At 65.0% G+C, this 14,304-nt stretch carries 9 protein-coding genes; 3 read left to right on the top strand and 6 right to left on the bottom strand.

Annotation, left to right across the window (positions count from 1 at the left end):
• Positions 1–25: 25 nt before the first annotated feature.
• Together AC1D2G_RS00770 and AC1D2G_RS00765 are read right to left on the bottom strand one after the other, a co-directional pair.
• Positions 26–349, bottom strand: a complete 324-nt coding sequence (locus AC1D2G_RS00770; RefSeq protein ID WP_095084148.1) for a YciI family protein — start codon at positions 347–349, stop codon at positions 26–28.
• Between the two features lie 130 nt (positions 350–479).
• A complete protein-coding gene (locus tag AC1D2G_RS00765) occupies positions 480–1,043 on the bottom strand; it encodes a peroxidase-related enzyme (protein WP_477300086.1) in 564 nt (187 codons plus the stop codon).
• Positions 1,044–1,179: 136 nt separating this feature from the next.
• On the opposite strand from AC1D2G_RS00765, the gene AC1D2G_RS00760 reads away from it, so the two are divergent.
• Together AC1D2G_RS00760 and AC1D2G_RS00755 are read left to right on the top strand one after the other, a co-directional pair.
• Positions 1,180–5,970, top strand: a complete 4,791-nt coding sequence (locus AC1D2G_RS00760; protein WP_477411556.1) for an NAD-glutamate dehydrogenase — start codon at positions 1,180–1,182, stop codon at positions 5,968–5,970.
• 280 nt (positions 5,971–6,250) lie between these two features.
• The gene (locus AC1D2G_RS00755; protein ID WP_477411555.1) at positions 6,251–7,627 is read left to right on the top strand and encodes an MFS transporter; all 1,377 of its coding nucleotides are present in this window, start codon (positions 6,251–6,253) and stop codon (positions 7,625–7,627) included.
• 247 nt (positions 7,628–7,874) lie between these two features.
• On the opposite strand, the gene purH is transcribed toward AC1D2G_RS00755, so the two are convergent.
• Positions 7,875–9,491 (bottom strand): bifunctional phosphoribosylaminoimidazolecarboxamide formyltransferase/IMP cyclohydrolase, encoded by a 1,617-nt coding sequence (gene purH / locus AC1D2G_RS00750; RefSeq protein WP_477411554.1) that lies wholly within the window; start codon positions 9,489–9,491, stop codon positions 7,875–7,877.
• 148 nt (positions 9,492–9,639) lie between these two features.
• Between purH and AC1D2G_RS00745 the strand changes: the two genes are divergently transcribed.
• Complete coding sequence (locus AC1D2G_RS00745) at positions 9,640–9,948, top strand: putative quinol monooxygenase (protein ID WP_477300082.1); 309 nt, start codon at positions 9,640–9,642, stop codon at positions 9,946–9,948.
• A 27-nt stretch (positions 9,949–9,975) separates the two neighbouring features.
• On the opposite strand, the gene AC1D2G_RS00740 is transcribed toward AC1D2G_RS00745, so the two are convergent.
• The 3 genes from AC1D2G_RS00740 to htpX form a co-directional block, all read right to left on the bottom strand.
• Positions 9,976–11,700, bottom strand: a complete 1,725-nt coding sequence (locus tag AC1D2G_RS00740; protein ID WP_477411553.1) for a heparinase II/III family protein — start codon at positions 11,698–11,700, stop codon at positions 9,976–9,978.
• Between the two features lie 147 nt (positions 11,701–11,847).
• Positions 11,848–13,236 carry an RsmB/NOP family class I SAM-dependent RNA methyltransferase gene (locus AC1D2G_RS00735; RefSeq protein ID WP_477411552.1) on the bottom strand — a complete coding sequence of 463 codons (1,389 nt, stop codon included), beginning with the start codon at positions 13,234–13,236 and terminating at the stop codon, positions 11,848–11,850.
• The gene (gene htpX, locus AC1D2G_RS00730) at positions 13,233–14,252 is read right to left on the bottom strand and encodes a zinc metalloprotease HtpX (protein WP_477411551.1); all 1,020 of its coding nucleotides are present in this window, start codon (positions 14,250–14,252) and stop codon (positions 13,233–13,235) included. Before htpX ends, AC1D2G_RS00735 begins: the two co-directional genes overlap by 4 nt.
• Positions 14,253–14,304 lie beyond the last annotated feature (52 nt).

The raw sequence follows: 14,304 nt of genomic DNA, 5'->3' as shown, positions 1-14,304 counted from the left end.
GGAGGATCACGCTTAAAACGCCGCGTCACATCACTTCAATGATCGGCGCGATCTCGACGCTGAAAGCCGGGTCCATAAGGATAGGACAATCCTTGGCCTTGCCGACGGCATCGTCGATGTCTTTTGCTTCAACGATCGTATAGCCGGCGGTTGGATTGCTGCCGCCATTGTTCTCGACCTTGCCGCCGGGCAGCACCATCTTCGACATGCCGACCGGATTGCCGCCGTCGACCACGGCCGAGCCGAGCTTGCCATACCAGTGCGTCCAGGCGTCCATTGCCGCCTGCCGTTCGGCCTCCTCGGTCGGCATCTTGCCCGAGCCGTGATAGACGTAGAGAAACTTCGCCATGTTCTCCTCCCTTGATCAGCGGCATCGAACCGGCATGCGGTCACGCCGCCTGGCAATCATCGGACCAAAGCGGCGAACATGCAACGAGAATGCGAAAGGGCTAATGTAGAGCGCGGCTGGCTCCAGCAGCTTACCTCGCCATGGCGTGGTATTCGTCGTTCGGCCGCATGTCGATTGCCGCCGCCACACGGTTCGACATGTTGAAGAACGAAGCGGTCGAGGCGATGTCCCAGATGTCGCGATCGGTGAAGCCGGCCTTGCGCAGTGCGGCTCGATCAGCCTCGACGATCTTAGCCGGCTCTTCCGTTAGCTTGACGGCGAACTCGAGCATTGCGGTCTGCCTCGGCGAAAGCTCGGCGGCGCGGAAGTTCATCACCATCATCTCGCCGAGCGTCGGGTCGCCGGACAACTGGCGCACCGCCGCGCCATGCGCGGTCAGGCAATAATAGCAATGGTTGATCGAGGAGACGGCAACCGCGATCATCTCACGTTCCAGTTTCGACAGGCCGGACTCGCCCAGCATCAGGTCGTTGTACATGTCGGTAAAGGCGCGCAGCTTCTTGTCGTCGAAGGCATAGGCGCGCAGCACGTTGGGGACGAGCCCGAGCTTCTCCTCGCATTTGGCGAAATAGGCTTTTGTCGCCTCGCTCAGCTCTCCCGAAGCAAGGTCAAGCGCGGTGATTTTGCCGGTCATGGGGTGGCTTCTCCTCGTTGGGCGATGTCCTGTCGCCGAATTCCGATAAATCTTGKCAAGCCGTCAAACCTTTGTCGCCAAACAGCGCTCATCTGCTACCATAGTCACAAAAGCATGCGACGGGAGGAATGGCATCATGGCCAGCGTGAAATCCGCAGCGAAGTCGAAGAAAAAGACCACCCCAGCGGCAAAGACGGAGGAACGACCAACCAGGCTTGCCGACTATCTGCTCGCCCGCGCGCCGGCTGAAGACATCGCCGCCTATGAGGTGGCCGACCTCGAACGCGCGGCCGATCTTGCCGGCCAGGCGGTCGCCGGCCACAAGAAGAGTGAGTGCGTCGTCGCCGTCGATGCCGATTCAGGCGTCGTCCGCCAGGGCCGCCCGGTGACGGTGATCACGGTCGTCAACGACAACATGCCGTTCCTGTTCGATTCCATCCTCGGCGAGATCACCGAAAGCGCCGGCGAACCGACCTTGGTCACCCACCCGGTCATCACCGTTCGCCGCGGAAAAGGCGGTGTGGAAGAAATCCTCGGCGACGGCAATTTCGCCAAGGACGACGGCAGCCACGACCGGCTGAGCGTCATCCATGTCCATATCCCGCGGCTGACCGCCGAGCAGGCGGGCGGATTGACCGAGCGGCTGCGCAAGATGCTCGGCCAGGTGCATGCAGCGGTCCACGACTGGCGGCCGATGCTGGCCCGCCTCGATCAGGCGATCTCGGAGTTCCGCTATTCGGCGGTGCCGCTCGACAAGAAGAGCGTTGCCGAGGCGATCGCCTTCCTGGAGTGGCTGCGCGACGACAATTTCACCTTCCTCGGCATGCGCGAGTTCAAATACACCGGCGGCGAGGAAAGCGGCACGCTGGAGCGCGCCGACAAGCCTGGTCTCGGCATCCTGTCCGATCCGGACGTGCTGGTGCTGAGGCGCGGCACGGAAGCGGTGACGACGACACCGGAAATCCGCGCCTTCCTGCACGGGCCGGAGCCGCTGATCGTCACCAAGGCCAATGCCAAGTCCTCCGTGCACCGCCGCATCTATCTCGACTACATCGGCGTCAAGACCTACACGTCCAAGGGCACGCTGGCGGGCGAATTGCGCATCGTCGGCCTGTTCACCTCGACCGCCTACACGCGCTCCGTGATGAAGATCCCGTATCTGCGGTCGAAGGCCGAAACCATCATCGCCAAGTCCGGCTTTGACCGGCACGATCACTCCGGTAAGGCGCTGATCAACGTGCTGGAGAGCTATCCGCGCGACGAGTTGTTCCAGGTCCCGGTGCCGATCCTGAAGAAGCACGCCGCAGCCATTCTCGGCCTGGTCGAGCGGCCGCGGGTCAGGGCGCTGGTGCGCGTCGACCAGTTTGATCGTTTCGTCTCGATACTCGTCTTCGTGCCGCGCGACCGTTACGACAGTGTCGCGCGCGAGAAGATCGGCAGCTATCTCAAGACCGTGTTCGAAGGCCGGCTGTCGGCCTATTATCCTGCCTTCCCCGAAGGCGGCCTGGCGCGTGTCCATTTCATCATCGGCCGCTCCGGCGGCAAGACGCCGAAGGTCGAGCAAGCGGCAATCGAGGCGGCGATCCGTGACATCGTGCGCACCTGGGAGGACGCCCTTTCCGACGCGGCCGACGCCAATGGTGGCAACCAGGCTTTGAAGAGCATCGCCGCACGGCTGCCGGAAAGCTACCGCGATACGTTCAGCGCAGCGGTGGCGCTGGCCGATGCGGGGCGCATCGCCGAGATCAGCGCCAGCAATCCGATCGCCATCGACTATTATCGCAATGCCGAGCAGAAGCCGCATCAGGCGTCGCTAAAGATCTATCACCACGGCAGCCCGGTGGCGTTGTCACGGCGCGTGCCGGTGCTGGAAAACATCGGCTTCCGAGTCATCAGCGAGCGCACCTTCGAGGTCGGTGACGACCAGCCCGGTATGGTCTTCATTCACGACATGGAGCTCGAGAACAGCTACGGCAAGCCGATCGACCTTACCGATGGCGGTGCGCTGTTCGAGGACGCATTCCTGTCCGTCTGGCGCGGTGACGTCGATAATGACGGCTATAACGGCCTTGCCCAGACCGCAGGCCTGTGGTCGGGCGAGATCACCATCCTGCGCGCCTATGGCCGCTATCTGCAGCAGGTCGGCATTCCGCAAAGCCAGGACTTCATCGCTGCCGCGCTCAACCGCTATCCCGATATCGCGCGCGGCCTGCACGCCCTGTTCATCTCCCGGCTTGGCCCGACGGCCGAGGCCGAAGGCGTGGTAGCGGCAAAGCACCTCAAGGCCAAGATCAAGGATGCGCTGGAAGATGTGCCGAACATCGACGACGACACTATCATCCGCCGCTACCTCAATCTGATCGAAGCCTCGCTGCGCACCAATCATTTCGTTGCCGATACGAAAGAGAAAGGCCAGTCGCTGGCGATCAAACTCGATTCGCATGCGGTCGACGGCTTGCCGGCGCCGCGGCCGTGGCGGGAGATCTTCGTCTACGGTTCCGAGGTCGAGGGGCTGCATCTGCGCTTCGGGCCTGTGGCGCGGGGCGGTCTGCGCTGGTCGGACCGCGCCCAGGACTACCGCACCGAAGTGCTTGGCCTGGTCAAGGCGCAGCAGGTCAAGAACGCCGTCATCGTGCCGGTTGGCGCCAAGGGCGGCTTTTTCCCCAAGCGCCTGCCGGCGGGCGGCAGCCGCGATGCGATCTTCGAGGCCGGCACCTCGGCCTACAAGAACTTTGTCTCCAGCCTGCTGTCGATCACCGACAATATCGGCCTCGACGGCGTCATCCCGCCGGCCGGCGTCGTGCGCCGCGACCCGGACGATCCATATTTCGTCGTTGCCGCCGACAAGGGCACGGCGACCTTCTCCGACACGGCGAACGCCATCAGCGAGAAGCATGGCTTCTGGCTCGACGACGCCTTCGCCAGTGGCGGTTCGGCCGGCTACGACCACAAGAAGATGGGCATCACCGCCAAGGGCGCCTGGGAGGCGGTCAAGCGGCATTTCCGCGAGATGAACCGCGACATCCAGACCTCGCCCTTCACCGTCGTCGGTGTCGGCGACATGTCGGGTGACGTGTTCGGCAACGGCATGCTATTGTCGCCGAAGACCAGGCTGATCGCCGCCTTCGACCATCGCGACATCTTCATCGATCCCGATCCCGACATGGCGGCTTCGATGGCCGAGCGCGAGCGCATGTTCGCCCTGCCGCGTTCGAGCTGGCAGGACTACGACAAGACCAAACTGTCGGAAGGCGGCATCATCGTGTCGCGCAACCAGAAGTCGATCACCTTGCCGGCGGCGGCGGCGGCGGCGATCGGTCTGGCCAAGACGACCGCCACGCCGGTCGAGATCATGGGCGCCATCCTCAAGGCGCCGGTCGATCTGCTCTGGTTCGGCGGCATCGGCACGTATTTGAGGGCATCCGGCGAAACCAACGCCGAGGTCGGCGACCGCGCCAATGATGCCGTCCGCATCACCGCGCTCGATGTGCGCGCCAAGGTGATCGGCGAGGGCGCCAATCTCGGCGTGACGCAGCGGGCCCGCATCGAGTTCGGCATGAATGGCGGCCGCTGCAACTCGGACGCGATCGACAATTCGGGCGGCGTCAACTGCTCCGACGTTGAGGTCAACATCAAGATTGCGCTGGCTTCGGCCATGCGCAAGGGGTCGTTGACGCGCCCGGCGCGCAACAAGCTGCTGGCCGAAATGACCAACGAGGTTGGCGGACTGGTGCTGTCCAACAATTACGAGCAGACGCTGGCGCTTTCGATCGCCCGCAAGCGCGGCCTCGCCGACATCGCGCACCAAAGCCGCTTCATGACGGCGCTGGAGGGACGCGGCCTGCTCGACCGCGCCGTCGAGACGCTGCCTTCGCCGGCGGCCCTTGCCGAGCGCGAAGCACGCGGCGAGCCGCTGACCAGGGCCGAGCTCGGCGTGTTGCTGGCCTATGCCAAGATCGTGCTGTTTTCCGATATCGTCGCCAGCGACGTGCCGGACGACGTGCATTTCGATCGCGACCTGATGGGCTATTTCCCGGACCGGATGGCGAAGAAATACGCAGCCGAGATCAACGACCACAGGTTGCGCCGCGAGATCATTGCCCGGGTCGTCGCCAACGACCTGGTCAATCGCGGCGGCCCGTCCTTCGTCAACCGGTTGCAGGAAGCGACCGGACGTACCGCGGCCGACGTGGTGCGCACTTTTGCTGTGGTGCGCGACGGTTTTGCCTTGCCGGCGCTCTATCTCGAGATCGACGCGCTCGACAATCTGATCGACGGCCAGGTGCAGCTCGATCTCTACCAGGCGGTCAGCCGGCTGATCTACGTGACCAGCGGCTGGTATCTCAAGAACGATGCCGGCACCGCACCACTTGGTCAGCGCATTGGCGAACTCATGGAAGCGCGCAAGGCACTGGAACCCAAGCTCGTTTCACTGCTGCCGGCCTTCTCGCGTGAGCGTATCGAGGAGAAGCGGCACGGGCTGTTCAAGAGTGGCGCGCCGGAAAAGCTGGCCGGGCAATTGGCGCTGAACGAGGTGGCGGAGCTCATCCCCGACATCGCGCTGACGGCGCGCACGGCCGGCGCCGACATCGTTGCCGCGGCCAAGGCGTTCTTCGCGGTCAGCGATGCCTTCCGTATCCCGCGTGTCGAGGACGCGGCGCGTTCGATCACGCCCTCCGACTACTACGATCAGCTGGCGCTGTCGCGCGCCACCGACACGATCGGGGCAGCGCGGCGCGGCATTGCGGTGGCAGCACTCACCGGTCATGCCAAGGCCGCGGATCCGGTGGTGGCCTGGCTGGAAGCCGGCGGCGAGCGGGTGGCGCGCATCCGCGAGCGGCTTCAGGCGCTCACCGAAGGCGGCGACATCACCGTGTCGCGGCTGTCGGTCGCGTCGGGGCTGATGAGCGATCTGACGGGGATGTGAACCCATTCGCTTCACAAGGCTGGTGCTGCCCTCGTCCGGCTGCCGCCACCTTCTCCCCGTATAGTGACGGGGAGGAGGGAGCCTGTCGCGATCGTCGGCGCCTTACTACAACGCTGACCGTTGGCGAAACGTCGATGACCGCGTCTTTCTCCCGTCACTATACGGGGAGAAATGCCCGGCAGGGCAATGAGGGGCGGCGCCACGCTTGTTCGTTTGCACCATCACGAAAAAACATGCAGACATGGCGCGCGACGCGTGGAGCAGACGCTGAGGAGGGGACATGACCGAGGTAACCGTGCAGCGTGCGTCCGGGCGCGGCATCTGGGGATGGATGTTCTTCGACTGGGCGGCGCAGCCGTTCTTCACTGTCGTCACCACCTTCATCTTCGGCCCCTATTTCGTTTCGCGCATGGCGAGCGATCCCAATACCGGCCAGGCGGTCTGGGGCTATGGCATTGCAGCGGCGGGACTGGTCATCGCCGTGCTGTCGCCGATCCTCGGCTCGATCGCCGACCAGACCGGCCCGCGCAAGCCATGGATCGCGTTCTTCGCCGCGATCAAGATCACCAGCCTTTGCCTGTTGTGGTTCGCGGCCCCCGGTTCCAACCTGTTCCTCATCGTGGCGCTGTTCTCGCTGGCTTCGGTGGCGGCGGAATTCTCGACCGTGTTCAACGATTCGATGATGCCGCGCCTGGTGCCGAAAAGCGAAATCGGCCGCATTTCCAACATTGCCTGGGGCCTTGGTTATCTCGGCGGCATGATAGCGCTGATTTTCGTCGTTACCTGCATGGCCGGCTCGCCCGAGACCGGCAAGACGATCATCGGCCTCGACCCGCTGTTCGGCCTCGACCCGAAACTCGGCGAGGACGCGCGCGCCACCGGGCCGCTGTCGGCCGGCTGGTACTTCCTGTTCATCCTGCCGATGTTCTTCTTCACGCCGGATGCCATCAAGGGCATCCCTATCGGGCCGGCGGTGCGCGAAGGCCTTTCAGAGCTGAAATCGACGCTGGCCGAGGTGCGCCAGCGTGGCGGCATCTTCCGCTTTCTCGTCGCCCGCATGATCTACCAGGACGGCGTCAACGCGCTGCTGGCGCTGGGCGGCACCTTCGCGGCGGCGATGTTCCACTGGTCGATCACCGAGATCGGCATGTTCGGCATCATCCTCAATGTCGTCGCCATCCTGGGCTGCTGGGTTGCGGCGCGCCTCGACACCGCGCTCGGCTCCAAGGTGGTGGTGATGATTGCGCTGGTCATGCTGTCTATCGCCACCGTCGGCGTCGTCTCGACCGGTCCGGGCTTCACGCTGCTCGGCCTGATACAGCTGTCGACGGCCGATTCGGGCGGCCTGTTCGGCACCGCGGCCGAAAAGGCCTACATCCTGTACGGCCTGTTGATCGGCCTGGCCTTCGGGCCGGTGCAGGCATCGTCGCGCTCCTACATGGCGCGCAGCGTCACGGCGGCGGAATCCGGCCGCTATTTCGGCATCTATGCGCTGGCCGGGCGGGCGACCAGCTTCCTGGCGCCGTTCCTGGTGGCGACCATCACCGCCGTCAGCGGCTCGGCGCGGCTCGGCATGGCGGTGATCATCCTGTTCCTGGGCATAGGCATGGCGATCCTGATCAGGACGCCGTATCCGGCGGACCAGCCGGTGGAATGATTTACCCTCCCCCTTGTGGGGGTGAGCAGCCCGGTTCGCGCAGCGAATTCAGCGTGCCGGTGGCACGATGAAAGGCCGGCGAACGCCGGGACGCTGCGCAGCAGCGGGGACCCGGCCGGGCTGTTGATCATTCATTCCCAGCCCTTCGCAGGCTCAGGGCGTTCGAAGCTCGAAAAGCCAAGCAATTGGCTTTTCGTTCGCTGCGCGAACCGCTTCTTACCCCCACAAGGGGGAGGGTAAAGGCCCTTCAGTGCCGGAAGTGCCGAACCCCCGTAAACACCATGGCGATCCCGTGCGCGTCGGCGGCGGCGATGACGTCGTCGTCGCGCATCGAGCCGCCGGGCTGGATGACGGCGGTGGCGCCGGCTTCGATCGCCGACAGCAATCCGTCGGCGAAGGGGAAGAACGCGTCAGAGGCGACAACCGAGCCCTTGGTCAGCGGTTCGGCGAGGCCCGCCGCCTCGGCCGCGTCGAGCGCCTTGCGCGCGGCAATGCGCGAGGAATCGACCCGGCTCATCTGGCCGGCGCCGATGCCGACGGTGGCGCCGTCCCTGGCGTAGACGATGGCGTTGGACTTGACGTGCTTGGCGATGCGGAAGGCGAATTTCAGGTCGGCCATTTCGGCCGCTGTCGGTGCGCGCTTGGTCACCACTTTCAGCTCGAGGTCGTCGACCACGGCATTGTCCCTGCCCTGGACGAGGATGCCACCGGCGACGGATTTGACCGTCGTGCCTGGGGTGCGCGGGTCCGGCAGGCCGCCGGTGACCAGCAGGCGCAGGTTCTTTTTCGCCGCGACGATTGCGGCTGCCTCGTGGGTCGCGTCGGGCGCGATGATCACCTCAGTGAAGGTTTTCACGATCTCCTCGGCGGCCTCGGCGTCGAGGGTGCGATTCATGGCGACGATGCCGCCGAAGGCCGAGACCGGATCGCAGGCGAGCGCCTTGGCATAGGCTGCCTTCAGCGACGCGCCCTCGGCGACGCCGCACGGGTTGGCGTGCTTGATGATGGCGACGGCAGCGGAGCGGTTCGGATCGAATTCGCCGGCCAGTTCGAAGGCGGCGTCGGTGTCGTTGATGTTGTTGTAGGAGAGCTGCTTGCCCTGCAACTGGCGCGCCGTGGCGACGCCAGGCCGCTTGTCGCCATTGACGTAGAAGCCGGCGCTCTGGTGCGGGTTCTCGCCGTAGCGCATCACCTCGACCAGCCTGCCGCCGAAGGCGCGCCACATGGGATGCTCGATCTCCAGCGCCTCGGCGAACCAGCCGGAGATCGCCGCGTCATAGGTGGCGGTGCGGGCAAAGGCCTTGGCCGCCAGCTTCTTGCGGAAATCCAGCGACAGCGAGCCGATGTTCATCTCCAGCGCGTTCAGCACCGAGGCGTAGTCGCCGGGGTCGGTGACGATGGCGACATAGGCATGGTTCTTGGCCGAGGCGCGGATCATCGCCGGGCCGCCAATGTCGATGTTCTCGACAATCGCGGCATAGTCGGCGCCGGAGCGGCGGACCTCCTCGAACGGATAGAGATTGGAGACGACGAGATCGATCGGCTCGATGCCGTATTTGCGCATCGCAGCCGAGTGCTCGGGGTCGTCGCGCACACCAAGCAGCGCGCCATGCACGCTGGGATGCAAGGTCTTGACGCGGCCATCCATGATCTCGGGAAAGCCGGTGAGCTCGGAGACGTCACGCACTGCCAGGCCCGCCTCGGCGATCGCCTTTGCCGTGCCGCCGGTCGAGACCAGTTCGACGCCGGCAGCCGCCAGCGCCCTGGCGAAATCGATCAGCCCGGTCTTGTCGAAGACGGAGAGCAGGGCGCGACGCACCGGAACGAGGTCAGGTGCTGGAATGTTCTTGGCGGCGACGGCCATGGGCGGCGGCCTTTCACGGCTGGTGTGGTGGGTACCCGCGCGTAGCACATGAGGCCCGGAAATCAAGCGTCGCGCTTCATTCGACGGTTTCATATGCAATTTGCCGGGCGCGGATATAGGCTCCTCTTCTCGTCAATGGAGGAAACTGATGGCATTTGTCCGTATTGGCCAGTTCACAGCGTTGCCGGAAATGACGGAGCAATTGCGGGCGATCTATGAAACCGAGGCGATCCCCGCTATCCGCGCCGCAAACGGCAATATCAGCGCAGTGCTGCTGCAGCAGCATCAAGCGCGAGACACATTCATGGCAATCACCATATGGAACACCGTCGAGGACGCAGAGCGCTATGACCGCAGCGGCCAAGCGGCGGCGATGGTCGACAAGATCCGCTTCGCCTTCGCCGGCCCGCCATCGCTCAGCACCTATGACGCCTTCGGTATCTCGCAACAGGCTTGAGCGAGCCGACTGTTTTCGCGCGCCAGATCAGTTGTTCTCGGGATAGCCGGCGATGCTGGTGCGCGTCAGCTGCCAGTGGACTTCGGCGACGTCCGAGGCTTTGAAGGCAAGCACGATCTGGCGGCTGCGACGCGGGCCGCCAAGACCGGCGAAATAGATCGATTCCTCGACCTCCGGCACCACTTCGCTGGAGGTGAACACCCAGCTGTCGGCCTGATCGCCGGCCAGGACCAGTCGATCGTGCTCGTCCTGCAGCAGGTTGACGTCGGGGTGGACGTGGAAGCGGATGGTGACGAAGTCGCGGCCATTGTTGCGGATCGCCGCATTGCCGGGGCGCAGAAAGCGGTCCCTGCCGGCCAGCACGTTGCCGTTCTGCGACAGCTTCAGTTCGCGCTCATGCAGGAAGCCGAAGCGCGGGACATAGCCGTCATGGCGGGCGATGAAGCCTTGAATTCCTTTCTGGTCGGTGCGCTTGCACTGCACCTGCTGCGGCCCGCCGATCAATGGTGAGCCGAGCAGGTCGTTGACGCGTAACGAATGGCTGAAGCGTGCCGACGAGGTGTCGTTGATAGTGGCGGTCGAGTGCGCGGCGGTAGCGCGCGCCAGCGGTCGGAACTCGGCGACGCCATAGGTGTCGATGCCGGCGTTGACGATGTAGTGCTGGCGGCCGGACGACAGTTCGAAGGCGAGGCAGCCGGCGTGCGCGGCATTGGACACGTCGACCGGCGGCGGCAGCCCTGTGTCGGCGATGACGGTGACGCCGCCCATCGACAGGCGCTCGTAGCCGGAATGCGGGGCATGCAGCAGCGGCGAACCGGCGGTGTCGTCGTGACGCAGGATGGTGGCGATACGATCGTGAATGGTGGCGCCCATGCCGTTGAAGCGGGCGAGGCTGCCGTCCTGATGGCGGAAGAAGCGCAGCGCCGGCAGCATGCGGTCGATGGCGCCGATGAGCGCCTGCGGCGGCGTTTCGGCCTGGTTGGCATAGGTCTGGCGCAGCGGCAAAAGGTCGGCGAGGATTTCCAGGACGACCATCGGATTGCGTGAAATGTGACCGCCATCGGCAAGGATCTGGCGGTCGAGCTCCGCGGCGAGGTTGCGGGTGGCGCCGCGCAGCGCCGATGCCGGCGCCGGCAAGGACAGGGCGGCGAAGGCCAGCGCGATGCGGGCGCGCAGCCTGTCCTTGCCATCCGGCATTTCGCGCGCCATCGACCTGAGGTAGCGGATCTGGACGGCAAGCGTCTTCAGGAAGGCGCGGTAGAAGGGGAATTCGGCGCCCTGCAGCACGACAGGGGAATGCTGCAGCCATGCGATGATGCGCTTGGCCGTCGTGCCGGGCTCCCAGGCGATGCCGGAAATATGGCTGCCATGGATGGTGATCCAGTCGGAGACCAGCGCGCGGGCGTTGGCGGCGGCCAGTTCGGTGCCGGCGGCGCGCATGTGGCGCAGCCAGCGAAAGCCGTGCAGCGTCTTTTGCCAGCCATGGTTGGGCACGTTGATCTGGAAGGGCGATTTGCCGCCGGTCTCGACCAGATGCCCCGACAGGGGATAACGGCCGTAGTAGATCTCGAGCGCGATCTGCGGGTCGGCCAGACGCAGGTCCGGCGGTGCGATCAGCACACGTTCGGGCGTGCGGCCGGAATAGCGCCAGCGATAGATCGGCCCGGCACGCAAGCGCCGGCGCGTTTTGCGCCAGAACTCCTTCGCGACAAGCGTCCATAGACGCGTCGTGTTGCTGGCAGCAAGTGCCAAATCCCCTCCTGATCGTCCTCTACCCCGGCGCAAGTTTACATGATTGCACGACTCGTGCGAAGGCGAATTCCATCGGACGGCGCCGGTTCACCCGGTCTTGCCTTCGACCTTCGCTAAAATAGCCAGTAAATCCCGGCGGTTAAATAGTTAGCCGGCTCTGCGCATGCGGGCGGCGAAGAAGCCATCGAGGCCCGAGCGTTCCGGCGCGCCGAGGTCCAGATCGGCGGGCGTGGTGCGCAATGTGCCTTGCGGCGTCAGGAACGGATCGATGCCGGCGATCTCGCCTTGCTGCAGCGGATCGTCGGCTATTTCAGCCGTGCCGGCCAGAAACGCGCGATAGAGCTCCTCGCCCTCGAGCGGGTCGAGCGAACAGTTGGAAAAGACGATCCTGCCGCCGGGTTTTACCAGGGTGACGGCGCGGGCGAGCAGCCTGCGTTGCAGGTCGGCCAGTTTTTCAACATCGGCTGCCGTCTTGGTCCATGGCACGTCGGGATGTCGCCGCACCGTGCCAGTCGACGAGCAGGGCGCGTCGAGGAGCACGGCGTCGAACAATTCCTTCGGCTCGTATTTGGTGAGGTCGGCCTGGACGATGTCGGCGGACAGACCGAGGCGGTCGAGATTTTGCGTCAGCCGCACCAGCCGGTTCTTCGACGTGTCGACGGCGGTGACCTTGGCGCCGGCGAGAACGAGCTGCGCGGTCTTGCCGCCGGGCGCGGCGCAGAGATCGGCGACGCGCAGCCCCCTGACATCACCGAACAGCCGCGCCGGCAGGCTGGCGGCGGCGTCCTGGACCCACCAGGCGCCGTCGGCAAAGCCGGGCAATTCGGTGACGGGCCCGGCAAGCTTTTCCACCCGAATTGTGCCGGTTGGCAGGACGATGCCGCCGAGCCGCTCGGCCCACAGTTCGGGATCGGCCTTGACCGAGAAATCGACCGGCGCTTCGTGGCGATGCGCGGCGAGAATCTGCCTGGCCTTTTCATTGCCGTAGGCAGCCTTCAGCCGGTCGGAGAACCATTTGGGCGCTTCGTCGGTGGCGGCAAGGGCGGCAGGCAACTCCGTTTCCTTGGCGCGCGCGAGCGTGCGCAGCACGCCGTTGACCAGACCGGAAAAGCGCACCGTGCGCGGATCTGATTTGGCGTGGGTCACCGCCAAGTCGACGGCGGCGCTGTCGGGAATGTCGAGGAACAGGATCTGTGCCGCCGCCACGTGCAATATGTGCGACAGGGCGGTGGCATTGGGCGGCAGTGGCTTTTCCAGCCGGCGCGCCAGCAACCCGGTGATGGTCATGCGATAGCGCAGTGCGGTGACCAAGATGGCACGCACCAGGCCGCGATCGCGCAAGTCGAGCGCTCTGTACTGCGGGTGGCCGTTCTCGTGGTCGGTCAGCCCGTCGAGCGGCGTCCTGGCGTCGATGACTGCGGCAAGCAGGCGCGCCGCCGCCTTGCGGGCGGCGAGACCGGCAACGAAGTCGCCGCCGTCCTTGTGTTCCTGATCGCCTGAAACTGTGCGTCGAGGTCCTCTGCCCGCCACGCTCACGACCACCGGCCTTTGGGCCCAGTCGGGTTGCGCCCCCATGGATTGGGCTTCGGTTCAGCCGATTCCGCCGGCTGTTCAGGTCGCGCCGCCTGGCCCCATGGGCCTGACGGCGGCTGTTCGTCCGGCTGCCGGGGGGCCGGGGCCTGGCGTGGTGCGACTCGAGTGTCGCTGCCTTCCATCTGGCGCGCCATCGCCTGCAAGGCGGCGATGCGGTTTTCGGTGCTCGGGTGGGTGGAAAACAGACTGTCCATGCGCTCGCCGGAAAGAGGATTGATGATGAAGAGATGCGCCATTGCCGGATTGCGCTCGGCATCGGGGTTGGGAATGCGTTCGGCGCCGCGAGCGATCTTGTCAAGGGCGGACGCCAGCCAGAGCGGGTGTCCACAGATTTCGGCACCGCGCCGATCGGCCTCGTATTCGCGGGTGCGGCTGACCGCCATCTGCACGATCATCGCCGCAAAGGGCGCTACGATCATCGCCGCCAGCACGCCGACAAAGCCGAACGGATTGTTGTCGCGGTTGCCGCCAAGGAAGAAGGCGAAATTTCCGAGCATCGAGATGGCCCCGGCAAATGTGGCGACGATGGTCATGGTCAGCGTGTCGCGGTGCTGCACATGGGCGAGTTCATGCGCCATCACCGCGGCGACTTCTTCATGGCTCAGCCTCTGCAGCAGTCCAGTGGAGGCGGCGACGGCCGCATTCTGCGGGTTGCGACCGGTGGCGAAGGCGTTCGGCTGCGGATTGTCGATCAGGTAGGTCTTCGGCATCGGCAGGCCGGCCTGTTGGGCCAGTGACTGAACGATGGCGTAATATTCGGGCGCGTTCTTTTCGTCGACTTCAACGGCGCGGTTCATCGACAGCACCATCTTGTCGGCGTTCCAGTAGCTGAACAGATTGGTGCCGGCGGCAAAGACCAGCGCGATCATCATGCCGCCCGATCCGCCGATCAGAAAGCCAACGCCCATGAACAGTGCCGTCATCGCGGCAAGCAGCATGGCGGTGCGAAGTCTGTTCATCGTCTGCTCCTGTCCCTGTGGCGGTGAAAAGGGGTCGATCGTTGCGAGGTCA

This window comes from Mesorhizobium sp. P2_C7 (genome assembly GCF_056404515.1).
This window is presented reverse-complemented; position numbering and strand designations above follow the sequence as displayed.